The 24,132-nt window shown below is 65.0% G+C and carries 21 protein-coding genes and 2 tRNA genes; 12 read left to right on the forward strand and 11 right to left on the reverse strand.

Annotated elements, in window-relative coordinates; all coding sequences use genetic code 11:
* Positions 1 to 69 precede the first annotated feature (69 nt).
* The gene (locus IEI94_RS15785; RefSeq protein WP_191168226.1) at positions 70 to 2,109 is read right to left on the reverse strand and encodes a carboxy terminal-processing peptidase; all 2,040 of its coding nucleotides are present in this window, start codon (positions 2,107 to 2,109) and stop codon (positions 70 to 72) included.
* A gap of 128 nt (positions 2,110 to 2,237) precedes the next feature.
* Here IEI94_RS15785 and IEI94_RS15790 point away from each other — a divergent pair, with 128 nt between their 5' ends.
* Positions 2,238 to 3,536, forward strand: a complete 1,299-nt coding sequence (locus IEI94_RS15790) for a M18 family aminopeptidase (protein ID WP_191168227.1) — start codon at positions 2,238 to 2,240, stop codon at positions 3,534 to 3,536.
* An 18-nt stretch (positions 3,537 to 3,554) separates the two neighbouring features.
* Here IEI94_RS15790 and IEI94_RS15795 read toward each other — a convergent pair whose 3' ends face one another.
* Complete coding sequence (locus IEI94_RS15795; RefSeq protein ID WP_191168228.1) at positions 3,555 to 4,463, reverse strand: LysR family transcriptional regulator; 909 nt, start codon at positions 4,461 to 4,463, stop codon at positions 3,555 to 3,557.
* 89 nt (positions 4,464 to 4,552) lie between these two features.
* Here IEI94_RS15795 and IEI94_RS15800 point away from each other — a divergent pair, with 89 nt between their 5' ends.
* Entirely contained in the window at positions 4,553 to 5,479 is a 927-nt protein-coding gene (locus IEI94_RS15800; RefSeq protein WP_191168229.1) for a DMT family transporter, read from the forward strand.
* A gap of 56 nt (positions 5,480 to 5,535) precedes the next feature.
* On the opposite strand, the gene IEI94_RS15805 is transcribed toward IEI94_RS15800, so the two are convergent.
* From IEI94_RS15805 to IEI94_RS15845, 9 genes are all read right to left on the reverse strand, one after another.
* Positions 5,536 to 5,612: transfer RNA gene (locus IEI94_RS15805), tRNA-Met, on the reverse strand.
* Between the two features lie 103 nt (positions 5,613 to 5,715).
* On the reverse strand, positions 5,716 to 6,807 hold the full coding sequence (gene ychF / locus IEI94_RS15810) for a redox-regulated ATPase YchF (protein WP_191168230.1): 1,092 nt from the start codon (positions 6,805 to 6,807) through the stop codon (positions 5,716 to 5,718).
* Between the two features lie 75 nt (positions 6,808 to 6,882).
* Entirely contained in the window at positions 6,883 to 7,467 is a 585-nt protein-coding gene (gene pth / locus IEI94_RS15815; RefSeq protein ID WP_191168231.1) for an aminoacyl-tRNA hydrolase, read from the reverse strand.
* Between the two features lie 105 nt (positions 7,468 to 7,572).
* A complete protein-coding gene (locus IEI94_RS15820) occupies positions 7,573 to 8,244 on the reverse strand; it encodes a 50S ribosomal protein L25/general stress protein Ctc (RefSeq protein WP_191168232.1) in 672 nt (223 codons plus the stop codon).
* Between the two features lie 115 nt (positions 8,245 to 8,359).
* Entirely contained in the window at positions 8,360 to 9,301 is a 942-nt protein-coding gene (locus tag IEI94_RS15825; protein WP_191168233.1) for a ribose-phosphate pyrophosphokinase, read from the reverse strand.
* Positions 9,302 to 9,371: 70 nt separating this feature from the next.
* Positions 9,372 to 9,446, reverse strand: a tRNA-Gln gene (locus IEI94_RS15830).
* A 32-nt stretch (positions 9,447 to 9,478) separates the two neighbouring features.
* Positions 9,479 to 10,384, reverse strand: coding sequence for a 4-(cytidine 5'-diphospho)-2-C-methyl-D-erythritol kinase (gene ispE, locus IEI94_RS15835; protein ID WP_318153410.1), 906 nt, complete (start codon positions 10,382 to 10,384; stop codon positions 9,479 to 9,481).
* A complete protein-coding gene (lolB, locus tag IEI94_RS15840; protein ID WP_191168234.1) occupies positions 10,377 to 10,997 on the reverse strand; it encodes a lipoprotein insertase outer membrane protein LolB in 621 nt (206 codons plus the stop codon). Before lolB ends, ispE begins: the two co-directional genes overlap by 8 nt.
* A 57-nt stretch (positions 10,998 to 11,054) precedes the next feature.
* Positions 11,055 to 12,791 carry a tetratricopeptide repeat protein gene (locus IEI94_RS15845; RefSeq protein ID WP_191168235.1) on the reverse strand — a complete coding sequence of 579 codons (1,737 nt, stop codon included), beginning with the start codon at positions 12,789 to 12,791 and terminating at the stop codon, positions 11,055 to 11,057.
* Positions 12,792 to 12,958: 167 nt separating this feature from the next.
* On the opposite strand from IEI94_RS15845, the gene hemA reads away from it, so the two are divergent.
* The 10 genes from hemA to IEI94_RS15895 all read left to right on the forward strand — a co-directional run bounded on the left by hemA (position 12,959) and on the right by IEI94_RS15895 (position 24,132).
* A complete protein-coding gene (gene hemA, locus IEI94_RS15850) occupies positions 12,959 to 14,230 on the forward strand; it encodes a glutamyl-tRNA reductase (RefSeq protein WP_191168236.1) in 1,272 nt (423 codons plus the stop codon).
* A gap of 47 nt (positions 14,231 to 14,277) precedes the next feature.
* Positions 14,278 to 15,366: a peptide chain release factor 1 gene (gene prfA / locus IEI94_RS15855; RefSeq protein ID WP_191168237.1), complete on the forward strand. Its 1,089-nt coding sequence runs from the start codon at positions 14,278 to 14,280 to the stop codon at positions 15,364 to 15,366.
* Positions 15,366 to 16,205 (forward strand): peptide chain release factor N(5)-glutamine methyltransferase, encoded by an 840-nt coding sequence (gene prmC, locus IEI94_RS15860; protein WP_191168238.1) that lies wholly within the window; start codon positions 15,366 to 15,368, stop codon positions 16,203 to 16,205. Before prfA ends, prmC begins: the two co-directional genes overlap by 1 nt.
* Positions 16,206 to 16,391: 186 nt before the next feature.
* On the forward strand, positions 16,392 to 16,892 hold the full coding sequence (locus IEI94_RS15865; RefSeq protein ID WP_191168239.1) for an Lrp/AsnC ligand binding domain-containing protein: 501 nt from the start codon (positions 16,392 to 16,394) through the stop codon (positions 16,890 to 16,892).
* 7 nt (positions 16,893 to 16,899) lie between these two features.
* The gene (locus IEI94_RS15870) at positions 16,900 to 17,655 is read left to right on the forward strand and encodes a HesA/MoeB/ThiF family protein (RefSeq protein WP_191168240.1); all 756 of its coding nucleotides are present in this window, start codon (positions 16,900 to 16,902) and stop codon (positions 17,653 to 17,655) included.
* A 284-nt stretch (positions 17,656 to 17,939) separates the two neighbouring features.
* Complete coding sequence (locus tag IEI94_RS15875; protein ID WP_191168241.1) at positions 17,940 to 19,229, forward strand: NAD(P)/FAD-dependent oxidoreductase; 1,290 nt, start codon at positions 17,940 to 17,942, stop codon at positions 19,227 to 19,229.
* Positions 19,230 to 19,283: 54 nt separating this feature from the next.
* Positions 19,284 to 20,630, forward strand: coding sequence for a glutamine synthetase family protein (locus tag IEI94_RS15880; protein ID WP_191168242.1), 1,347 nt, complete (start codon positions 19,284 to 19,286; stop codon positions 20,628 to 20,630).
* 124 nt (positions 20,631 to 20,754) lie between these two features.
* Positions 20,755 to 21,858: a polyamine ABC transporter substrate-binding protein gene (locus IEI94_RS15885; protein ID WP_191168243.1), complete on the forward strand. Its 1,104-nt coding sequence runs from the start codon at positions 20,755 to 20,757 to the stop codon at positions 21,856 to 21,858.
* A gap of 67 nt (positions 21,859 to 21,925) precedes the next feature.
* On the forward strand, positions 21,926 to 23,062 hold the full coding sequence (gene potA, locus IEI94_RS15890; RefSeq protein WP_191168244.1) for a polyamine ABC transporter ATP-binding protein: 1,137 nt from the start codon (positions 21,926 to 21,928) through the stop codon (positions 23,060 to 23,062).
* Positions 23,063 to 23,220: 158 nt separating this feature from the next.
* Positions 23,221 to 24,132: an ABC transporter permease subunit gene (locus IEI94_RS15895; protein ID WP_191168245.1), complete on the forward strand. Its 912-nt coding sequence runs from the start codon at positions 23,221 to 23,223 to the stop codon at positions 24,130 to 24,132.

A 24,132-nucleotide genomic window follows, 5' to 3' on the forward strand; every position in this document is an offset into this window, starting at 1 on the left:
CATAGTCGAATGCACAAACCACTGCCCCGCCTAGGAGGCGGGGCAGTGGGGTAGGCCGTGCGGGTGAGTTTAGCGCCGGTCGGTCAGCAGCGCGTAGTCGAGGAGCACCTCGGCGCTTTCCAGCAGCTTGGCTCGCTCGGCGGGCTCGCTCTCCTCTTCATCCTCGCCGCGAGCGTCGACCCAGTCGTCGAGTAGCTCAAGTCCCAAGGCCCGGCGCCGATCATTCTCCAGACCAAGCTGGCGCCCCTCCAGCTCTTCCATCTCGCGCTGCCGCTGTTCGCGGTTGAGGCTGACGCTGGTCTGCTCTTCGCGCAGTTCGCGGGCCAGCTCGGCCTGAGACTCGAGATAGATGAAGTTGGGGTTAGTTTCAACGCGCTCCTGGTGCCGCGCGCTTAGCTCTTCGAGGTAGCGCCACGGCTCGCCGTAGTTGCGATACTGCACGGCGCGTACGGTATCCCACTCCAGGGCGTTGTCTAGGGCGCTCTCGCCGATGATCTCGGGATCGAGCAGGCTGGGGAACACGATATCCGGCTCCACGCCGCGGTGCTGGGTACTCTCCCCGGAGATGCGATAGAACTTGGCGCGGGTCAGCTTGACCTGGCCGTGGCTGAGGTCATTGATGGTCTGTACGGTGCCCTTGCCGAAGGTGCGGTTGCCCAGCACCACGCCGCGGCCGTAGTCCTGGATGGCGCCGGCGAAGATCTCCGATGCCGAGGCCGACAGGCGATTGACCAGCACCCCCAGCGGGCCCTCGTAAAGGCTGCCACTCTCGGTGTCACCGTATAGGCTGATGCGGCCGCGGGCGTCGCGCACCTGCACGGTGGGACCGCGGTCGATAAACAGGCCGATCAATGAGTTGGCTTCCTGCAGCGCGCCTCCGCCGTTGTTGCGCAGATCGAGGACGATCCCCTCGACACCCTGCTCCTTGAGCGACTCGACTTCGCGGGCCACGTCGCGGGTGGTGCTGCGATATTCGTCCTCGCCGGCCTGCCAGGCGTCGAAATCGACGTAGAAGGTCGGGATCTTGATCACCCCGACCCGGTGGCTGCGGCCGTCGCGGGTCGTTTCGACCACTTCGCTGCTGGCGGCCTGATCCTCCAGGTCGACGGTGTCGCGGGTGATCTCTACGACCCGCGAGCGGGTCATGTCGACGGCCTGGGCGGGCACCACGTCGAGGCGTACCACAGAGCCCTTGGGGCCGCGGATCAGGTCGACGACTTCGTCAAGACGCATGCCGATGACGTTGACCATCTCCTCTTCGTCTTCCTGGCCCACTGCAATGATGCGATCGGCAGGCTCCAGCACGCCGGCGCGCTCGGCGGGGCCGCCTGGCACCAGGCTGGAGACCTTGACGTACTCGCCTTCGCTCTGCAGCAGTGCGCCGATGCCTTCCAGCGACAGCCGCATCTGGATATCGAAGGACTCGCCCTGGCGGGGCGACATGTACTCGGTATGCGGGTCGATGGTGCTGGTCATGGCGGCCATGAACAGGCCGAAGATGTCTTCGCTGTTGGTCTGGCGCACCCGTGACAGCTGTCCCTCGTAGCGCTGACGCAGGTTGTCGATCACCTGCTCGTCGTCGAGGTCGTTGAGACTCTGGCTGAGGGCGGCATTTTTGAGCCGCTTGGTCCACAGTTCGTCGAGCTCGGCCTGGCTCTCGGCCCAAGGGGCTTCATCGCGGTCGAGCTCGAGGCGCTCGTCGTCGTCGTAGGTGTAGTTCAACCCCTCGTCAAGACGATCCAGGATCCAGTTGAGGCGCGACTCCAGGCGCTGCTGATAGCGGTGGTGGAGAGCGAAGACTGGCTCCAGTTCACCGTCATAGAGCACGTTGTCGAGCTGGCCCTCAAGATCACGAAATTCGTCGACATCGGCCTGGGTCAAGTAGGCGCGCTGACCGTCGAGCACCTCCAGATAACGCTGAAAGGCCTCCCGCGACCACGCCTTGCCGAGGCTGACGTCGGCGTAGTGGCCATAGCGTAGCGATTCGGCGACCTCGGTGGCAGCCTGACGTTGAGCATCGGAAGGTTCGGGTTGGGCATGTATAGCGGTGCTTATCATCAGCACCAGCACAAAGGCACTCAATTGCCGAATGGCTGCAATCAGGCTCATCAATGAAGCACTCCCGGTTTCATGTACACTTCTTCCCTAGACCAGCGTCCGGCACCTGAGTTGCCATGGCCGAGCCGGCATTGTAGCAGCCTGCGTCGCCAGACACAGACTCTTAGATGAGGATCATCATGCCCCACGACCCTACATTGGAACGATTGTTGTCCTTTCTGCAAGCATCTCCGACACCCTGGCATGCTACGGCCAACATGGCGCGGCGTCTGGAGCGTGCCGGCTACCGTCGCCTGGAGGAGACAGATGTCTGGCAGATTTCCCCGGGCGAGCGGGTCTATGTAACGCGCAATGACTCCTCGATCATCGCCCTGCAGCTGCCCAGCGAGCCGCTCAGCGCGCTGCGCATGATCGGTGCGCATACCGACAGCCCGGGGCTGCGCCTCAAGCCCAATGCGTCGCTGCACCAGCAGGGCTGGCTGCAACTGGGCGTGGAGGTCTACGGCGGTGCGCTGCTGGCGCCGTGGTTCGACCGCGACCTGGGGCTCGCAGGGCGCGTCCATGTGCGTCGCGAGGATGGGCGCCTGCAGGGCGTGTTGCTCAACGTCGAGCGGTCGGTGGCGATCATTCCTAGTCTGGCGATCCACCTCGACCGTGAGGCCAACAACGGCCGTGCCGTCAATCCGCAGACGCAGATGGCGCCGGTGGTACTGCAGGGCGGCGAAGAGCAGGACTTGGCGTCGCTGCTGAGCCGCTGGCTCTACGAGCAGCACGGCCTGGAGCGGGCCGAGGTGCTGGATTTCGAATTGGCGCTCTACGATACCCAGCCGCCGGCGCGGGTCGGCGTCAACGCAGAGCTGGTTGCCAGCGCCCGCCTCGACAATCTGCTGTCGTGCTTCATCGGCCTTGAGGCGCTTCTCGACTCCGATGGACAGCAGGGTGCCGTACTGGTCGCCAACGACCATGAGGAAGTCGGCAGTGCCAGTGCCTGCGGCGCCCAGGGGCCGTTCCTTGCCGACGTGCTGCGCCGGGTCTGCGAGCAGCTCGGCGCGCCCGGCGAAGAGTCGTTCATCCGGCTGATCCAGTCATCCAGGATGATCTCCTGCGACAACGCCCATGCGCTGCACCCCAATTTCGCGGACAAGCACGACGCGGCACACGGCCCCGCGATCAACGGCGGGCCGGTGATCAAGGTCAATGCCAACCAGCGCTATGCCACCAACAGTGGCACTGCGGCGATGTTCCGCGACCTGTGCCTCGAGGTCGGGGTGCCGGTACAGACCTTCGTGACCCGTGCCGACATGGGCTGCGGCAGTACCATCGGCCCGATTACCGCCACCGAGCTCGGTGTGCCGACGCTGGATGTGGGGGTGGCCCAGTGGGGCATGCACTCGATCCGCGAGACAGCCGGCAGTCGCGATGTTGCCCATCTGATCCGCGCCCTCAAGGCGTTCGTCAACCGTCCCATGTTAGCCTGACAAGTAGGCCTGATCCCTTCAGGCTAGCGGCAGTGCTCGCCATGGTCCGCGGGCCTGAAGGCGCTCGCGCAGCAGCGCGGCGAGCGCCATCACCGCCGGTCGCGAGGCCGCTTCGATATGCTGCGCCATATGCAGCCGCGCCTCGCAGGGGCGCAGCGGCGGTAATCCTTCCTCGGTGCCCAGCTCGCGCATGGCCGGCGTCAGCCGCTCGCGGTCGATGACGCTGATCGCCAGCCCTGCCTCCACTGCCGTTTCCACCGCATGAATGCTGGTGCTGGTGAACACCGCGTGCCAGGCGGTGCCGGCCGCCTCCAGTGACTGGGTGGCGAGCTCGCGATAGGGGCAGTCCACCTCGTGTAGTGCCAGCGGCACGCTGGGACGCTGGGTGAGATCCCCGGTGCGCGGGCCGGCCCACACCGGCGAGGTTTGCCACAGCGGCTCCCCATCGGGCAGGCGGTGTGGGCGGTCGAGCACCACCGCCAGCGATAGCTGCGAGCGGGTGAGCTGGCGTGCCAGCTCACCGCTGGTGGCGGTGACCGCTTCGAGCAGCACATCGGGGTGGTGGGCCATGAATTCCGGCAGGACCCCGGTGAGCAGCTCGCGGGCGTAGTCCTCGGGTAGGCCGAGCTTGACCTTGCCCGCCAGCCGGCGCCCGGTGAAGCGCGACAGCATGGCGTCGTGCAGCCGCAGCAGCTCGCGCGACTCTTGCAGCAGCGCCTCGCCGGAGGCGGTAGGTGTCACGCCGCGGGGGCCGCGATCCAGCAGCCGCGATCCCAGCGCCTGTTCCAGGCGCTTGATCTGCATGCTGATGGCCCCCAGGGTGCGGTGGCGCTCCTCGGCGGCGGCCGCCAGCGAACCGAGCCGGGTGGCGGCGTGGAAACTGCGTAGCAGCTCGAGGTCCAGGGCAGCGGATGAGCCTTCAGACATATTGAAGCCACCATCAATTTGATTTCGATTTATTAAAGGCGTTGTGCGGCGCAGGATCAAGGCCCATTCACCAATGTGAGGTCGTGATCATGCTTCCCCCCGCGCTGATATCGCTGGCCTGTGCTGTCGGTTTCGTTATCTGCTGGAGTTCCGGTTTCGTCGGCGGGCGTCTGGCGACGGCATCGTCGATGCCGATCCTGGCGCTATTCGCCTGGCGCTTCCTGTTTGCCAGCCTGGCGGCGGGGCTCTACTGGCGCTGCAGTGTGCCCCAGCGTTTGCCTGCCAGGGCACTGCTGGCCGAGGCCGGCGTTGGCTCGCTGACCATGGGGGGCTATCTGCTGGGGATCATCCTGGCCCTGCAGTTTGGGGTCAGTGCCGGGCTGACAGCGCTGATAGCGGCACTCCAGCCGCTGCTGGCAGCGACCCTGGCTGGCCGTTGGCTGGGTGAGCGGCTAGGGGCCCAGGGCTGGCTGGGCATGCTGCTGGCAACGCTTGGGGTGGGGGTGTGCGTATTCGATGATATCAACGGCGTTCAGGCGGCACCGCTATGGGCCTACACGTTGCCGCTGCTATCGGTGGTCTCGGTGACCCTGGGCAGTTTCGTCAGCGTGCGCCGCGCGCTGCGCCTGCCGATGGCGGCGACCCTGACCATGCAGCTGTGGGCGGCCACCTTGATCTTTACCCTGGCGGCGCTGATCGCCGGCCAGGGCCGGCTGGCGCTGCCGGTGCTGGATAGCGTCACCCTGGCCTCGATGGCTTGGTTGATCGTGCTCTCGAGCCTGGGCGGTTACGGTTTCTTCGTGGCCTGCCTGCGGCGGCTGGGGGTCACTCAGACCTCGACGCTGGTCTACCTGACGCCGCCGGTCACCCTGGTATGGGCGGCGCTGATGTTCGGCGAGCTGCCGGGCCGCTGGGGGATCGTGGGCATGCTGGTGGCACTGCTGGGGGTGGTGATTGCGCTATGCCGCGGGCGCTTGACCGTCACGCCGTCGCTAGGAGGTACCCAGCGAGCTTGATCGTGGGGTGTGAAACGAAAAACCCCGCTGCCATGGGCAGCGGGGTAATCGATTCGTGGTGGCTACGCCCTGATTCGAACAGGGGACCCCATCATTATGAGTGATGTGCTCTAACCAGCTGAGCTACGTAGCCAACGGAGGCGAATCATACGGGTAAGGGCATGATCCGTCAACCATTTTAGGTTATGACTGAACACTGGCAGCGCTCGCGGACTTGTTCAGATACAACCTGGCTTCTAGACATTGAACCGGAAGTGGATCACGTCGCCATCCTTGACGACGTACTCCTTGCCCTCCAGGCGCCATTTGCCGGCGTCCTTGGCACCCTGTTCGCCGCCCAGCTCGACGTAGTCGTCGTAGCCGATCACTTCGGCGCGAATAAAGCCCTTCTGGAAGTCGGTATGGATCACGCCTGCGGCCTCGGGGGCGGTGGCGCCGACCTTGACGGTCCAGGCGCGCACCTCTTTGACCCCGGCAGTGAAGTAGGTCTGCAGGTCGAGCAGCGCATAGCCGGCGCGGATCACCCGGTCGAGGCCTGGCTCGTCCATGCCCATCTCGTCGAGGAACATGGCGCGCTCCTCGTCATCCAGCTCGGCGATCTCGGCCTCGATCTGGTTGCATACCGGTACCACCACCGCGTTTTCCTCGGCGGCGATCTCGCGTACCACGTCGAGGTAGGGGTTGGCCTCAAAGCCATCCTCGTTGACGTTGGCGATGTACATGGTCGGCTTGAGGGTCAAGAAGCCGAAACTCTTGAGCTGCTTCTTGTCATCGTCATCGAGGCCGACGCTGCGCAGCGGCAGGCCTTCGGCGAGGTGCGGCTGGATGCGTTCGAGGATCGCCTTGGTGGCGATGGCGTCCTTGTCGCCGCCCTTGGCGATTTTTACCAGGCGCTGGATGGCGCGCTCGACGGTGTCCAGGTCGGCCAATGCCAGCTCGAGGTTGATGGTCTCGATATCGTTGCGCGGGTCGACCTGATTGGCGACGTGAATGACGTTGTCGTTGTCGAAGCAGCGTACCACGTGGGCGATGGCCTGAGTCTCGCGGATATTGGCCAGGAACTTGTTGCCCAGCCCCTCGCCCTTGGAGGCGCCGGCCACCAGGCCGGCGATGTCGACGAACTCCATGGTGGTCGGCAGCACCTTCTGCGGCTTGACGATATCGGCCAGCTTGTCGAGACGCGGATCGGGCATCGGTACGATACCGACGTTGGGCTCGATGGTGCAGAACGGGAAGTTCTCGGCGTCGATACCGGACTTGGTCAGTGCGTTGAAGAGGGTGGACTTGCCGACGTTGGGCAGGCCGACGATACCGCAGTTGAAACCCATTGGAGCATCCTGAAAAGTGTTCGAAAGTGACGATTGGCCGGTATTCTACGGCAAGCGGGCGAGAGCGCCCAGCATTCAGCCCTTGAAGCTATGGAGGCGGTTCATGGCCCGGGCCCAGTCGCCGCTGACGGCGTCGGGCAGGGTGGCCGCGATTTCATCCAGGGCGGCGTCGATGGCGCTGCGCTCGGCCTTGCCGGGGCGCCCCAGCACATAGTTGACCACCTGGCCGGCTTCACCGGGATGGCCGATGCCGATGCGCAGGCGGTGGAACGACTTGTCGTTGCCCAGGGCGCTGATGATATCGCGCAGGCCGTTATGACCACCGTGGCCGCCGCCGCTCTTGTAGCGCGCGGTGCCGGGAGCGATATCGAGCTCGTCATGAGCGACCAGCAGTTCGTCAGGGGCGATCTTGAAGAATTGGCACAGCGCCGCGACGGCGCCGCCGCTGCGGTTCATGTAGGTCTGCGGGTTGAGCAGATGCAGTTCGTGGCCGGCCAGCGAGATCTTGGCGTAGTAGCCGAGGAACTTGCGCTCGGCACGCAGCGGCGTTTGGAGGTCCTTGGCGAGTGCCTCGACCAGCCAGGCGCCAGCGTTGTGACGCGTTTCTGCGTACTTGTCACCCGGATTGCCGAGCCCGATAAGCGCCTTGACCTGGGGCATGTCGAGGATCCTCCTTGAAAGTACAGGCAAAAAAAATCAAGCGCCGAAGCGCTTGATCCTAACCCAGAGGGGCACTCCCATGGGAGTGCCCTGGACACTATCCGATTACTCGGACTTGCCCTCATCTTCAGCGCTGTCACCTTTGGTTTCAGGCGCTTCGGGTGCTTCGGGTGCGTCGTCATCTTCCTCGGCACGGACCTTGGCCTTGGTGACGTTGAGGATGGCGTTGTCGTGGTCTTCGCCGTGGGTCAGAGCAACCAGGGTCACGCCGGCCGGTACGCTAAGGTCGGACAGGTGCAGGGTGGTGCCCAGCTCGACGTCGGTGATGTCGACCTCCAGGTACTCCGGCAGATCCTTCGGCAGGCAGCTGACTTCCACCTCGTTGGCGAGTACGTGGAGTTCACCGTCCTGATCCTTGATCGCCGCACACTTGTCTTCACCGACTACGTGCAGCGGCACGTTGAGGGTGATCTCGTGGGTAGCATCGACACGCATGAAGTCCGCGTGGATGACCAGCGGCTTGTACGGGTGACGCTGAAGGTCACGCACGACGACCTGCTGCGGCTTGCCTGCGACCTCGAGGGTGATCAGCGAGGAGAAGAACGACTCGTCCTCGATCGCCTTGTAGAAGGAGGTCTTGTCCACGGCGATGGACTCAGGCGCTGCTTCACCACCATAGATGATGGCCGGCACCTGTTGGTTCGCACGACGCAGGCGGCGGCTCGCACCTTTCCCCAGGTCGTTGCGAACGCTGGCAGTAAGAGTGAAATCTGACATTAGGTATAACCTCATGGTTAATCAAGAGAACGCCATCGCCCGCGACCAGACGTATGGCGCTCTCGGGGCCCGGCGGTTGCCGGACTCGTATCCGCGCACTGAACCCTGACTGACGTCAGTGGAACATCGCGCTGACGGATTCTTCGTTGCTGACCCGGCGGATCGCCTCGGCGATCAGCCCGGCCACCGACAGCTGGCGAATCTTGCCGCTGCGGCGGGCGGACTCGGACAGCGGGATGGTATCGGCGACGACGACCTCGTCGAGCACCGAGCCCATGATGTTGTCCACCGCCGGGCCAGACAGGATCGGGTGGGTAGCATAGGCTACCACACGGCGTGCGCCATGCTGCTTTAGCGCTTCGCCGGCCTTGCACAGGGTGCCGGCGGTATCGATCATGTCGTCCACCACCACGCAGGTGCGGTCCTGGATCTCGCCGATGATGTGCATCACCTGTGCCTGGTTGGCCTGGGGGCGACGCTTGTCGATGATGGCGAGATCGGCATTCAGCTGTTTGGCGATGGCCCGGGCACGGACCACGCCGCCGACGTCCGGTGATACCACCACCAGGTCGTCGTAATTCTGGCGCTCGATATCGTCGAGCAGGATCGGTGAGCCGTAGACGTTGTCCACCGGCACATCGAAGAAGCCCTGGATCTGGTCGGCGTGCAGATCCATGGTCATGACCCGGTCGACGCCGGCCTTGACCATCATGTCGGCGACTACCTTGGCCGAGATCGGCACCCGGGCGGAGCGCACTCGGCGATCCTGACGGGCGTAGCCGAAATAGGGCACTACGGCGGTGATGCGTGCCGCCGAGGCGCGCCGCAGGGCATCGACCATCAGGATCAGTTCCATCAGGTTGTCGTTGGTCGGCGCGCAGGTGGACTGCAGGATGAAGACATCCTTGCCGCGCACGTTCTCGTTGATCTCGACCGCGATTTCCCCATCGCTGAACTGGCCGACTGTCGCATGGCCGAGGCGGTTATCGAGTCCTTCGGCAATCTTGCGGGCGAGTTCGGGATTGGCGTTCCCGGCGAAAACCATCAATTTTGACACGCGCAGCCACCTTTTGGGAGTCTTGGGTCTCGTTCAGGGATGCACATGGCCTGAGGGAGGATAGGGGAAATGGCTGGGGTACCAGGACTCGAACCTGGGAATGCCGATACCAAAAACCGGTGCCTTACCACTTGGCTATACCCCAGCAACCTTTACCGCTCACTCCCGCGTCATGCATTAGCATGTCGCGTTGGGCCAACAGGAGGCAGACTCGCTGCCTGCGTATCCCAGCGCCGCATGAAGGGGAGAAACGTTATGACCGCGGGCCTTGAAGGCCTGCCAGTCATGGCTCATCCGCTGCAAAATGCTATCGGCTTGCGCCTCACCCGTCAATCGAGCAAAGAGGCAGGCGCCGGTGCCGGTCAGCATGGTCGGTGCCTGGCCTGCCAGCCAGTCGATGGCGCGGGCGACCTCGGGATACAGCGTGCGCACCGTGGGCTCACAGTCATTGCGCCACGTCGTCGCCCCCTGCAGTGCGCGCGCCATACTAATGGGGGGGGTGTTACGTGTCAATTGCGGGGCCTGGAACACCGCCGGTGTCGAGACCATTACCCCGGGGTGAATCACCACGAACCAGGGGGTATCCAGCTCTACCGGGGTGAGGTGCTCGCCGATACCTTCGGCCCAGGCGGCGCGGCCGCGCACGAATACCGGCACGTCGGCCCCTAGCATGAGGCCGAGGGCGGCCAGGCGCTCCTCGCCGAACCGCAAGTCCCATAGCCTGTCCAGTGCCAGCAAGGCGGTGGCGGCGTCCGAGCTGCCTCCGCCGAGGCCGCCGCCCAGGGGCAGACGCTTGACGAGATGAATATCGGCGCCCAGCGCGCAGCCGCTGTCACGCTGCAGCAGCTGGGCGGCGCGCATGATCAAGTTGTCGTGGTCGGCTACGCCGGGCAGCGCTGGGGTCAAGCGGATCTCGCCATCGTCTCGACGACGAAAGTGCAGCTCGTCGCCGTGGTCGAGAAATTGAAACAGCGTCTGCAGCTCGTGGTAGCCGTCGCTGCGCCGTCCGGTGATGTGCAGCATGCGGTTGAGCTTGGCCGGCGCCGGCAGCACCAGCTCGGCGCGGAAGGGGGCTTCACTCACCACTCTCTTCCAGCCGCCAGTCGTTGACCACCAGAGTCACGCGAATGTCGTCGAAGGTCATCACCAGACGGCGCGGCAGCCACAGCGACTCGGCCTCTATCCAGTCACGGTACTCGATCTCCCAGCCATCCTGGCGCAGCAGCTCGGGAAAGCCCTGGTCGTCGTGGTCGAGATCGTGGCGGCTGTCGGGGTCGGGCAGGCCGCGGACCCAGTGGTCGAGGGCCGACACCGGCAGCGCCCAGCCGAGCTGCTCTTCCATCAGTGCCTCGGGGCTCTCGGCCTCGAAGCGCCCCTGGTTGGTGGTCAGACTGACCTGGCCGTCGCGGCCTTCGAGAATGCTGGTGCCGGCGCCGAACGGGCCGCTCAGCAGCAGACGATAATAGTGGGGGCGCTGTAGCCAGTCGAGATTGGCGGTGGTGGAGTCGCCGGGGGCACGAATGCCGATCCGGCCGGCCAGGCGCCAGCGCTCCAGCGCTTCCACGGCGCTGAGCTGCTCTCCCCATTCGCCGCGGTCGGCGAGGGCGTCGGCATCCGGAGCGCGGCTGGCGCAGCCTGCCAGCATCGATAGCGTGAGCAGCACTGCCAGTGACATCACTGTCTTGGTGGGCTTCATTATGGGCTCATTTCCCTTTGGTCGGTTACCTGACATGCAGTCGGGCGATGGTCTGGATCACAGCTCTGGAGATAGTTCGGGGCGACGCTCGAGCAGTTCATCGACCACTGGCCGCTCGTCGAAACGGGCATGGGCTTCGCGGATCACGTCGCGGGCTTCCTCCTCGCGCCCAAGCTCCCACAGCACCTCGGCGAGGTGTGCGGCGATCTCCTGGTCGGGCATGCTGGCGTAGGCGCGCTCCAGGTAGGGCAGGGCGCGTTCGTCATCGCCGAGGCGATGGTAGCCCCAGCCCATGCTATCGAGAATCGCCGGGTTGTCCGGCGCCAAGCGGTAGGCACGCTCGACCAGCGCCATCCCCTCTTCGGTGCGGTCGGTAAGATCGACCAGGGTGTAGCCCAGCGCGTTAAGCGCCATGGCGTGCTCGGGGTCATTGTCGATGATGCGCTGCAGGTCGCGTTCCATGGCCTCCAGGTCACCGGCGTTGAACGCACGCATGGCGCGTAGATAGAGCAGCTCGGCGCTGTCCGGCGTCTCGTCGAGCTGTTGCTCGAGCAGGGCGTCGGCTTCTTCATCGAGGCCGTGCTGGTCGAGCAGCTCGACCTCGAGGGCTGCCAGGTCGGCGGCCTCTTCGTCGTGGCGCAGGCGCTCGATGCGCAGGAAGGCGCGTGCGTCGGGCAGGCGTTCGTCCTCTATCAGCATGCGGGCGGCAAACAGCCGCGCCTGCAAGAAGTGCTCCCCGGGCGGGACCTGACGATAGTAGAGCAGGGCGTTGTCGACCTCACCCTCCTCCTCGGCAATGGCACCGAGCAGGGTAAAGGCCAGGGCCGGTGTGTCATCACCGCTTACCAGCGGCAGCAGCAGGCGTCGCGCCGGCTCGGGGTGGTCTTCGTCGAGATACAGCTGGGCCAGCGCCAGGCGCAGGTCGTCGCTGGCGGCGTGGCGTTCGAGCAGGTTGTCGGTCTGCGCCTCGGCGGCCTCGACGTTGCCCAGCATCAGCTCACTTTGCGCCAGCATCAGCACGAAGCGGCCATCGTTCGGGGAGACCTCGAGCCCGCGCTGCGAGGCGCTGCGGGCGGCGTCGGCGTCGCCACTGTCCAGCGCCAGTCGGGCGCGGGTCAGCCACAGCTCCGGAAGCTCGGCGTGGCTGTCATCGAGGCTGTCGAGTCGTGCCTGGGCACGGGCTGGATGGCCGCTGGCCGCCTCGAGGAGCGCAGTGGCCAGCACCGCGTCATGGTGCTGGGTGCGCGAGGCATCGACCACGTCGAGATGCGCGTGGAGCAGCGCGAGCAGCGGTGGCAGGTTGGCCCCTTCATCAATGGCCTGCTCGACGAACTGCGTCAGTTCGGCATGGCCGCCGCGTCTGGCCAGCGCCAGGCGCTGCTCGAGCCCGTCCTGCCAGTCGCCGCGCTGCATGGCGAGCCCGGAGAGCAGGCGCGCCGGGGCCTCGGCCTCGGGGGCTAGCTCACGCCACAGCCGCGCAGTGGTCTCGAACAGCGCGGGGTCGTCGCTGAAGCGCGCGGCGAGGGCGGCGCGCTCGATCAGGGCAACCGACTGGTAGCGCTCGGCCATGGCCAGATAGCCCTGGCTGGCGGTGCGGTAATCGCCGCGCTGGCCGGCGAACTCTGCGGTCATCAGAGCAGCCAGGCCGTCGCCATCCAGCCCGCGCTCGATGGGCGGTGCCGAGGCCATGGGGTCGTCCCGCTCGGCGAAGGGGGTCACCGCGGTGCTCTGGCAGGCGGCCAGCAGCAGCGCGACAGTGGCCGTAAGAGCGGTGAGGGGGAATCGTGCTGGCATGGTGATCTCGTTTCCAGAGCGAAGGCTCAGCATAAACGCCTTGCGAGGCAGCAGCAAAGCCATGTCGGGGAGTGCCCGCGTGGTGGGCTGTGGTAGAATGCGCTGTCTTGATGGACAGGATCCACCGTGACGAGTTCGCCGTTCCCCCTAGCGAAGACGCAGACTGCATGACGCTTCTGGCCCTTGGAATCAACCATAAGACCGCTGCCGTGGAGGTTCGCGAGCAGGTCGCTTTCACTCCCACGCAACTCGAGGCGGCCCTCGCTGAGCTGCGTGCGCTGCCGGGTGTCGATGAGGCGGCGGTGCTGTCGACCTGCAACCGCACCGAGCTCTACTGCGTCACCGACAGCGAAGGCGAAGGCAGAATTCTCGACTGGCTGGGCCGTTTCCACGGCCTCGGCGTCGAGGATCTGTCGCGCTGTGCCTACCACTATCTCGACCATGACGCCGCACGCCATCTGATGCGCGTGGCGGTGGGGCTCGACTCGATGGTGCTCGGTGAGCCGCAGATTCTTGGACAGCTCAAGGATGCCTATCAGACGGCGCGTCAGCACAGCGGCCTCGGCGGTGAGCTGGAGCGGCTGTTTCAGCACACCTTTGCGGTGGCCAAGCAGGTTCGCACCGAAACCGGCATCGGTGAGAACCCGGTGTCGGTGGCCTATGCCGCGGTCAGCATGGCCAGCCATATCTTCGATGACTTCTCCCACTCCCGGGCGCTGCTGATCGGCGCCGGCGAGACCATCGAGCTGGTGGCACGCCACCTGCACGAGGCCGGAGTACGCGAGTTGGTCGTGGCCAACCGCACCCGTGAGCGCGCCGAGCGGCTGGCCGGTCAGTTCGGTGGCACCGCGATTACCCTCAACGAGATCCCCCACGCCCTGGAGCGCGCCGATATCGTGATCTCCTCCACCGCCGCACCGCTGCCAATCCTCGGCAAGGGCATGGTCGAGCGAGCGCTGAAGAAGCGTCGTCACCGGCCGATCTTCATGGTCGACATCGCCGTGCCCCGTGACATAGAGCCGCAGGTCGGCGAACTCTCGGATATCTTCTTGTACACCGTCGACGACCTGCACGAGGTCATCGAGGAGAACCGCCGTCACCGTCAGGTGGCCGCCGACCAGGCCGAGTCGCTGATCGAGCACGGCGTCGGCAGCTGGCAGCACGAGCGGCGGGTGCGCGGTGCGGGGCAGCTGATTCGTCGCTATCGCGAGCAGGGCGAAGGCATCCGCGCCGAGGCCGAGGCCCAGGCGCTGGCTCAGCTGGCCAAGGGCGAGGATCCTCAGCGGGTGGTATCGCGATTGGCCAGCCAGCTGGCCAATCGGCTGATGCACGGCCCCACCCTGCGTCTGCGCGAGGCCTCCGGTGCCGAACGCCACGACGTTATCGCCGCCGCCGAGACGCTGCTGATCGACGCCTCGGCACCGTCCCAGGACGCCTAGTCGACCCGAGCCAGGCTCGCTTCGTTTTACCGTTAACAGGATCGTCAATGAAAGCCACACTGCGCCAGCGTCTGGAATCCTTCCACGAGCGGTTCGAGGAGCTCTCCGCCCTGTTGGCCGAGCCCGACGTGATCGGCGACCAGGCGCGTTTTCGCGACTACTCGATGGAGTACGCCGAGCTCGAGGATCTGGTCACTACCTGGCGCGAATACCGTGGTGTGGAGGAGGAGGTCGAGTCCGCCGACCAGTTGACCGGCGACAGCGACCCCGAGATGCGCGAGCTGGCCGAGATGGAGGTGCAGGAGGGGCGCGAGCGTCTCGAGGCGCTGGAGGAGGAGCTCAAGCGGCTGCTGGTGCCCAAGGACCCTGACGATGGCCGCAGTGTGTTTCTCGAGGTGCGGGCCGGTACCGGCGGCGACGAGGCGGCGCTGTTCGCCGGCGATCTGTTTCGCATGTATTCGCGCTACGCCGAGAAGCGTGGCTGGCGGGTCGAGGTAGTCAGCGCCAGCCACGGTGAGCAGGGCGGCTACAAGGAGATCATCTCGCGGGTCAAAGGCGACGGCGCCTATGCGCGGCTCAAGTTCGAGTCCGGCGCGCATCGCGTGCAGCGGGTGCCGGCCACCGAGTCCCAGGGGCGTATCCACACCTCGGCCTGCACCGTGGCGGTGATGCCTGAGGCCGATGCGGTGGCCGATATCGATATCAATGCCGGCGACCTGCGCGTCGACACCTTCCGCTCCAGCGGCGCCGGGGGCCAGCACGTCAACACCACCGACTCGGCGATTCGCATTACCCACCTGCCCAGCGGCGTGGTGGTGGAGTGCCAGGAGGAGCGTAGCCAGCACAAGAATCGCGCCAAGGCGATGTCGCTGCTGGCCGCGCGCCTCAAGCAGAGCGCAATGGACAGCCAGCGTCAGCAGCAGGCCGATGCGCGACGCTCGCTGGTGGGATCTGGCGACCGCAGTGAGCGCATCCGCACCTATAATTTCCCCCAGGGGCGGATTACCGACCACCGCATTAACCTGACTCTCTACAAGCTCAACGACGTGATCACCGGTGAGCAGCTCGATGAGGTGATCGAGCCGCTGATCCACGAGTACCAGGCCGAGCAGCTGGCCGCCCTGCAGGAGGCGTGATGCGCCTCGACCAGCTGGTAGTGCGTGCCACCCGGCGGCTGGCGAGCGGCGGTTCGCCGAGCCCACGGCTGGATGCCGAGGTGCTGCTTTGTCATGTGCTCGAGCGCGATCGCACCTGGCTCTACACCTGGGGCGACCGCACCATCGAGGCCTGGCCGCGGGCGCGTTTCGAGGCGTTGCTAGCGCTGCGTGCCAGTGGCTGGCCGGTGGCCTACCTGACCGGGGAGCGCGAATTCTGGGGGCTGATGCTGGCCACTTCGCCGGCGACCCTGATCCCGCGGCCCGACACCGAGCGACTGGTAGAGGCCGCGCTGGGGAAGGCCACGGCACCTGCCGGGGAGCTGCTCGATCTAGGCACCGGGACCGGCGCCATTGCCCTGGCCTTTGCCTGCGAGTGCCCCGGCTGGCGGGTGCTCGGCGTCGATCGCGAGCCTGGCGCGGTGGCGCTGGCCCGTGCCAATGCCGAGCGTCTGGCGATCACCAACGCGCGCTTTTGTGAAAGCGACTGGTTCACCGCGCTCGCCGGCCAGCGCTTTGCACTGATCGTCACCAACCCACCCTATCTTGCCGCCGACGATCCGCACCTTGAGCAGGGCGACGTGCGCTTCGAGCCACACTCTGCGCTGGTTGCCGAGGGCGATGGCATGGTCGACCTGAGGGGATTGATCGTCCAGGCGCGGGAGCATCTATTGCCAGGCGGCTGGCTGCTGCTCGAGCATGGCATGGCTCAGGGGCAGGCGGTGCGTGCGGCCTTGGGCGAGGCGGGCTATCGGCGGGTTGCCACCCTCGAGGATCTTGGCGGGCGCGAGCGGGTCAGTCTGGGCTGCGTTGAAGGCTAAGCGACGGCGCGGCTGGAGCGCTTATCGGCGACTGTGGTAATAGTAGTGGGTGGGTATGCCGTTGCATGCTCTTGATTGCTGGCAAACCGATCTATTCTACTGTTTATTTCTTGTTATTCTAATTTTAACAGTAGATATTGCTAGCAACTGCCAACTCAACTGCCATTGGCCGGATAGCATACGATAATGAAAGCCAAGACACGTTCGCTGGACCGTATCGACCTCAATATCCTGCGCTGCCTGCAGGACAACGCGCGCATCTCCTACGTTGACCTGGCCGCTCAGGTGGGGCTCTCCACGACGCCCTGCCTGGAGCGGGTCAAGCGCCTCGAGCGCTCGGGTATCATCCGTGGTTACAAGGCGGTGCTCGATCCCAAGGCACTCAAGGCCAACCTGCTGGTGTTCGTCGAGATCAGTCTCGAGACCCAGTCGCCGGCGGTATTCGACGAGTTTCGCCGCGCGGTGAGCAAGCTGCCGCAGATTCAGGAGTGCCATCTGGTCTCCGGACAGTTCGACTATATCCTCAAGTGCCGCATTCCGGAAATGTCCGCCTACCGTCAGCTGCTCGGCGACGTGGTCCTGACCCTGCCCGGGGTCAAGGAGTCGAAGAGCTATGTGGTGATGGAGGAGGTCAAGGAGGAGTTCACCCTGTACGTGCCGGATATCGATGAATTCAGTGACAAGTGATACTGCCATGAACGACGAAGCGCTGCTGCGCTACAGCCGCCAGATCATGCTCGAGCCGATCGAGATCGTCGGTCAGGAACGGCTGCTGGCCAGCCATGCGCTGGTGATTGGCGCTGGTGGCCTGGGCTCGCCGGTGGCGCTCTACCTGGCGGCCGCCGGCGTTGGCCGCTTGACCCTGGCCGACGCCGATGAGGTCGAGCTCTCCAATCTGCAGCGCCAGATCGCCCACGGTCAGACCGATCTGGGGCGCAACAAGGCCGACTCCGCGGCCGAATCGGCGCGCGGGCTCAACCCCGGCTGCCAGGTGGTCGCCGTACAGCACCATCTCGAGGGCGAGGCGCTGGCGGCGGCGGTGGCCGAGAGCGATCTGGTGCTCGACTGTACCGACCGCTTTTCCAGCCGCTACGCCATCAATCACGCCTGCCTGGCGGCGGGCAAGCCGCTGATCTCGGGGGCGGCGATTCGCTTCTCTGGCCAGTTGGCGCTGTTCGATCCGCGCGATGCCGAGAGCCCCTGCTACGCCTGCCTCTATCCCCCGGGCGAGGAGGGTGAGTCCGATGAAGCGCTGCGCTGCGCCGAGAACGGTGTGGTGGCGCCGTTGGTGGGGGTGATCGGTGCTTTTCAGGCCCTTGAGGCGATCAAGCTGCTGAGCGGCGCGGGGACTCCGCATCGCGGTCTCTCCACCTTCGACGGTCTGCGCGGTGAGTGGCGTCATTTCAAGGTGCCCCGCGACCCGGCTTGCGCGGCCTGTCACACGCGTTAAGCGCGGCAGTGGTAGTAAGTATTCGACACTCGCCGTGAGCGCGCTCCGGTGCGCCCGACGACTGTAGGCCATGCTGCGGGCCTTCCTTCCTGCTCCGCTGCGGTCTTCTGGGAAAGCGATCGATATTGAGATGCTTGTCGTTATTGAATACTTGACATGGCTTGGTGGTCTGATGGCAGACTAGGTGCGAAGCGCAGTGCCGAGAGGCCGCACTTCGCCGACAGGTGGTGAAAGAATTCAACAACAATAGCCGGCGACCCGGCTCGCCCGACAAGGAACTCCCCATGGCCGATCCGACCTTCGAGGCGCCTGCATCCTACTATCGCGACAGCATTGCCGTCTCTCTCGAGGCAAGCCAGCCCCTGAGCGGTGAGCATCGCGTGGATGTCTGCGTGATTGGTGGCGGTGTAACCGGCTGCTCCACGGCGCTGCATCTGGCCGAGCGCGGCTACTCGGTCGCCCTGCTCGAGGCCGGCGAGATTGGCCACGGCGCCTCGGGGCGCAGCGGTGGGCAGATCCTGCCCGGCCTGGGCACCGACATCGCCACGGTGGAGAAGGCGCTGGGTCTGTCACGCGCACGCGAGATCTGGGAGATGAGTCGCGAGGCGGTACGCCTGACCGCCGCACTGGTCGAGCGCCATGAAATCCCCTGCGACCTGGCCTGGGGCTATCTGCATGCGGCGGTCAAGACGCGCCATGTGCATGAGCTCAAGGACTTTCGCGACCGCCTGGCCCGCGACTACGACTATCAAGCGCTGAGCTGGCTCGAGGGCGATGCCCTACGCGAACGGGTGGTCAGCGATGCCTACCCCGGGGCGCTGTTCGAGAGCGAGGCGGGTCACTTGCATCCGCTCAACTACACCTTGGGCCTGGCGCGCGCCGCCGAGCGGGCGGGGGCAAGGCTCTACCCGCACACGCCGGCGCTGGAGATTCAGCGCGGCGAGCCGGTACGGGTGCGCACCCCGGGCGGCACGCTGCTGGCCTCGACCCTGGTGGTGGCCACCAACGCTTATCTGCGCGGCCTGGTGCCGGAACTCGACGGCCGCATCATGCCGGCGGCCAACTACATGATCGCCACTGCGCCGCTCAGCGAGGCCCAGGTCGCCCAGGTATTGCCCCACAACGACGCCCTGTCGGATGCCAACTTCGTGCTCGACTACTATCGACTGTCCGGCGACCGGCGGCTGATCTATGGCGGCGAGGTGAGCTACAACGGCCGCGAGCCGCGTGGTCTCGAGGCGCGCATCGATGCCAAGATCGCACGACTGTTCCCGGCGCTGGCCGGGATTCCCATCGAGTATCGCTGGGGAGGCGACGTGGCGATCACCCTCAATCGTGCGCCGGATTTCGGGCGCCTCGACGACAACCTCTATTATGCTCAGGGCTACTCCGGCCACGGCATGGCCCTGGCCGGACTGGCCGGACAACTGCTGGCCGAGACCATTGCCGGTCAGCACGAACGCTTCGATGTCTTCGCGGCCATGCCGCACCGACGCTTCCCCGGCGGGCGGCGTCTGCGCACGCCGCTGCTGGTGCTGGCCACCCAGTACTACAAACTGCGCGATAGGCTATAACCGCAATACCCTTCGCTTACCGGCCCACCGGGCGGTAGCCACCAAGAGGTTCCCATGAAAGATCTGGAAAGCTGGCTGAAAGAGCGACGCATCACCGAAGTCGAGTGCCTGGTCAGCGATATCACCGGCATCGCTCGCGGCAAGATCGCGCCGGTCTCAAAGTTCGTTGCCGAGAAGGGCATGCGTCTTCCCGAGAGCGTGCTGCTGCAGACCGTGACCGGCGATTACGTCGAGGACGATATCTACTACTCGCTGCTCGACCCCGCCGACATCGACATGATCTGCAAGCCCGATATCAACGCCGCCTATCCAGTGCCCTGGGCGCTGGAGCCTACCGCCCAGGTGATCCACGACTGCTTCGACAAGCAGGGCACTCCCATCGAGCTGTCGCCGCGCAACCAGCTCAAGAAGATCCTCAAGCTCTACGCCGATCAGGGCTGGCAACCGGTGGTGGCCCCGGAGATGGAGTTCTACCTGACCAAGCGCTGCGAGGACCCTGACTTGCCGCTGCAGCCGCCGATCGGCCGTAGCGGCCGCCAGGAAACCGGGCGCCAGTCGTTCTCCATCGATGCTGCCAACGAGTTCGATCCGCTGTTCGAGGACATGTACGACTGGTGCGAGGAGCAGGGACTGGATATCGACACCCTGATCCACGAAGAGGGCACCGCGCAGATGGAGATCAACTTCCGTCACGGTGACCCGCTGGTGCTGGCCGACCAGGTGTTTCTGTTCAAGCGCACGTTGCGCGAGGCGGCGCTCAAGCACGATGTGGCAGCGACCTTCATGGCCAAGCCGGTGACCAACGAGCCGGGCAGCGCCATGCACCTGCATCAGAGCGTGCTCGATATCACCACCGGCGAGAGCGTCTTCGCCAACGCCGATGGTACCCACAGCGACCTGTTCCTGTGGCATGTCGGGGGCTTGCAGAAATATATCCCCGAAGCGCTGCCGCTGATGGCGCCCAACGTCAACTCCTTCCGCCGCTTCCTGCCCGACACCTCTGCGCCGGTCAACGTCGAGTGGGGCGAGGAGAACCGCACTTGCGGGCTGCGGGTGCCGGACGGGTCGCCGCAAAATCGGCGGATCGAGAACCGCCTGCCCGGCGCCGATGCCAACGTCTACCTGGCCATCGCCGCGAGTCTGCTGTGTGGGTATATGGGGATGATCAAGCAGGTGGCGCCGAGTGCGCCGGTCAAGGGGCGCGCCTTCGAGCGTCGCAACCTGCGCCTGCCGTTCACACTCGAGCAGGCACTGGAGCGCATGGAGCACTGCCAGGAGCTCGAGGAGTATATGGGGCGCAAGTTCGTGCAGGGCTATGTGGCGGTAAAGCGGGTCGAGAACGAGAACTTCAAGCGCGTGATCAGCTCCTGGGAGCGCGAGTTCCTGTTGCTGAGCGTATGAGCATGCCGACCACCGAGCAGTAGGTGAAACCTAGCGTTGACGGCTCGCCAGTAGGCGCCGGATACGCTAGCCAGGTGCCAGCCGCTGAGGCTGACGACAACAATCCGAAGAACGAGGTGCCACGATGTTTCGATATCACACGCTGTCGGTAGCGGTTGCCGCTGCCACCCTGGGGCTGGGGGCGATGGTGGCCCAGGCCAATGAGGTTCGCGTCTACAACTGGTCGGACTATATCGCCGAGGATACCCTCGAGCGCTTTACCGAAGCGACCGGCATCGAGGTCATCTACGACGTCTATGACAGCAACGAGGTGCTCGAAGCCGCACTGCTCTCGGGGCGCTCAGGCTACGACGTGGTGGTACCCTCCAACCACTACCTGACCCGCCAGATCAGCGCCGGCGTCTATCTGGAGCTGGATCACGACCAGATCCCCAATATGGCCAACCTCAACCCCGATCTGATGGATGATCTGGAGTATGTTGACCCGGGCAGCCAGTACTCGATTCCCTATATGTGGGGCACCAACGGCATCGGCTACAACGTCGAGCGGGTCCAGGAGATTCTCGGCGATGATGCGCCAGTGGACTCCTGGGCGCTGATCTTCGATCCCGAGGTCACCACCGCCCTCAACCAGGGTGGCTGCGGAATCTCGATGCTCGACTCGGGGGATGAAATGTTGTCTCCGGCGATGGCCTACCTGGGCCTGTCGCCGCTCTCCGAAGAGAGCGAGGATCTTGAAGCCGCTGGCGAGTTGATCGCCGCGGTGCGCGACAACATCACCTACTTCCACTCCTCACGCTATATCTCGGACCTGGCCAACGGCGATATCTGCGTGGCCGCCGGCTACTCCGGCGATATCTTTCAGGCCGCCGACCGCGCCGCCGAGGCTGGGCGCGACTTCACCATCGAGTACACCATTCCCAAGGAGGGCGCGGCGCTGTGGTTCGACATGATGGCGATCCCCGCCGATGCGCCGAATCCCGAGAATGCCCACGCCTTTATCAACTTTATCCTCGAACCTGAGATCGCCGCCGCCATCACCGAGTACGTGGTCTATGCCAACCCCAACCTGGCGGCCAACGAGTACCTCGACCCGGAGATCCTCAATGATCCGTCGGTCTACCCCGACCAGGAGGTGATGGACAACCTCTATGTGGCGGAAGAGAAGCCGCTGGCGGTGCAGCGTATGCGCACGCGGATCTGGAACCGCGTCAAGTCCGGCCAGTAAGCCCGGCCTGCGGCCGGCCCACGGGGCCGGCCGCATTTCTTTCGCGATCATATTCGGGGGCTTAACGATGCCGCAATCCGGGAGCCTGGAACAGGCCCATCATCGGCGTCTCGACGAGGACGCCCTGGTCGAAATACGCCGTATCAGCAAGCGATTCGACGGCGCCCTGGCGGTGGACGACGTCAACCTGAGCATCCGCCGTGGTGAGATCTTCGCGCTGCTGGGCGGCTCGGGGTCGGGCAAGTCGACGCTGCTGCGGATGCTGGCGGGGTTCGAGAAGCCCAGCGAGGGCCAGATTCTGCTCGACGGTGAGGAGATCACCGCCATGGCGCCCTATGAGCGCCCGATCAATATGATGTTTCAGTCCTATGCGCTGTTTCCGCATATGACGGTGGCACAGAACATCGCTTTCGGCCTCAAGCAGGACAAGCTACCGCGGCAGGAGATCGACGACCGCGTGGCCGAGATGCTCAAGCTGGTGCATATGGAGCGCTTCGCCAAGCGCAAGCCGCATCAGCTCTCCGGCGGCCAACGGCAGCGGGTGGCACTGGCACGCTCGCTGGCCAAGAGGCCCAAACTGCTGCTGCTCGACGAGCCGATGGGTGCCCTGGACAAGAAGCTGCGTACCGAGATGCAGCTCGAGGTGGTGCAGATCCTCGAGCGAGTCGGGGTGACCTGCATCATGGTCACCCACGATCAGGAAGAGGCGATGACCATGGCCGATCGGGTAGCGATCATGGCCGATGGCTGGATCGCTCAGGTCGGCTCGCCGATGGACGTCTACGAGAGTCCGGCCAGCCGCATGGTGGCCGAGTTCGTCGGCACCGTGAATCTGTTCGAGGGCGATATCGTCGCCGATGAAGCCGACCACTGCATCATCGACAGCCCGCAGCTGGGACGCCAGATCTATATCAGCCACGGGGTCAGCACCGAGGCCGACAATCGCCGGGTGTGGGCGGCGATTCGTCCTGAGAAGACCTGGCTGAGCCGGCAGCAGCCCAGCGGCGAGTACAACTGGGCGGCGGGTAAGGTCGAGGATATCGCCTACCTGGGCGGCTTCTCGGTCTATTTCGTACGCACCGAGCAGGGGCACCTGGTCAAGGTCAGCCTGGCCAACACCGAGCGCCGCGGCGAACGCCCCACCTGGGACGACACCGTCTATATCCACTGGGACGACCGCAGCGCCATCATGCTGCGCGACTGAGCGAGAGGGTGTTTACAAATGTCACGAGCGACGGCCAGGCAAGGCGAAATCAGCCGAAAAAGCGGAGTTTACTGGGTGTTAAATGAGCATTTTGAGGCTGATTTCAACGCCGCATGGCCTAGCGCAGTAGTTTGTAAACACCCTCTGAGGAGCGAGTCATGAAGCCTTCTCCGCTGGCGCGCCTACCGCGTGCGCTGCGCCCCGGCCGCGGCTGGGTGATTGCGGTGCCGCTGCTGTGGCTGACACTGTTTTTTCTGCTGCCGTTCGGCATCGTGCTCAAGATCAGCCTCTCCGAGGCGGCGATCTCGGTGCCGCCCTACGGGGCCATCCTCGACTACAGCGCCGAAACGCTGAACATCGCGCTGAGCTTCGGTAACTACCTGTTCCTGACCACCGACACCCTCTATATCGCCGCCTACTGGGGCTCGGTAAAGATCGCCTTTCTGTCGACCGTGCTGTGCCTGCTGATCGGCTATCCGATGGCGTATGCCATGGCGCGGGCGCCAGCGCGCTGGCAACTGGTGCTGCTGCTGCTGGTGATGCTGCCGTCCTGGACCTCGTTCCTGATTCGCGTCTACGCCTGGATGGGGATTCTCAGCAACAACGGCCTGATCAATAACGGCCTGCTGTGGCTGGGGCTGATCGATTCGCCGATCCGCATGATGAACACCAACTTCGCGGTGATCCTGGGCATCGTCTACGCCTATCTGCCGTTCATGATCCTGCCGCTCTACGCCAACCTGGCGCGGCTCGACGGCTCGCTGCTGGAGGCCGCCTCCGATCTCGGCTCGCGCAAGATCAATACCTTTTTCAAGGTGACCCTGCCGCTCTCCAAGGGCGGCATCATCGCCGGCTCGATGCTGGTCTTCATTCCGGCGGTGGGGGAGTACGTGATCCCCGAGCTGCTGGGCGGCCCCAATACGGTGATGATCGGCAAGGTGCTGTGGGAAGAGTTCTTCCACAATCGCGACTGGCCGGTGGCCTCGGCGCTGGCGATGGTGATGCTGGCGATCCTGATCATCCCCATCGCGCTGTTCCACCGCTATCAGAGCCGTGAGCTGAAGGAGTGA

Source organism: Halomonas sp. ML-15 (genome assembly GCF_014779595.1).
Lineage (GTDB): Bacteria > Pseudomonadota > Gammaproteobacteria > Pseudomonadales > Halomonadaceae > Franzmannia.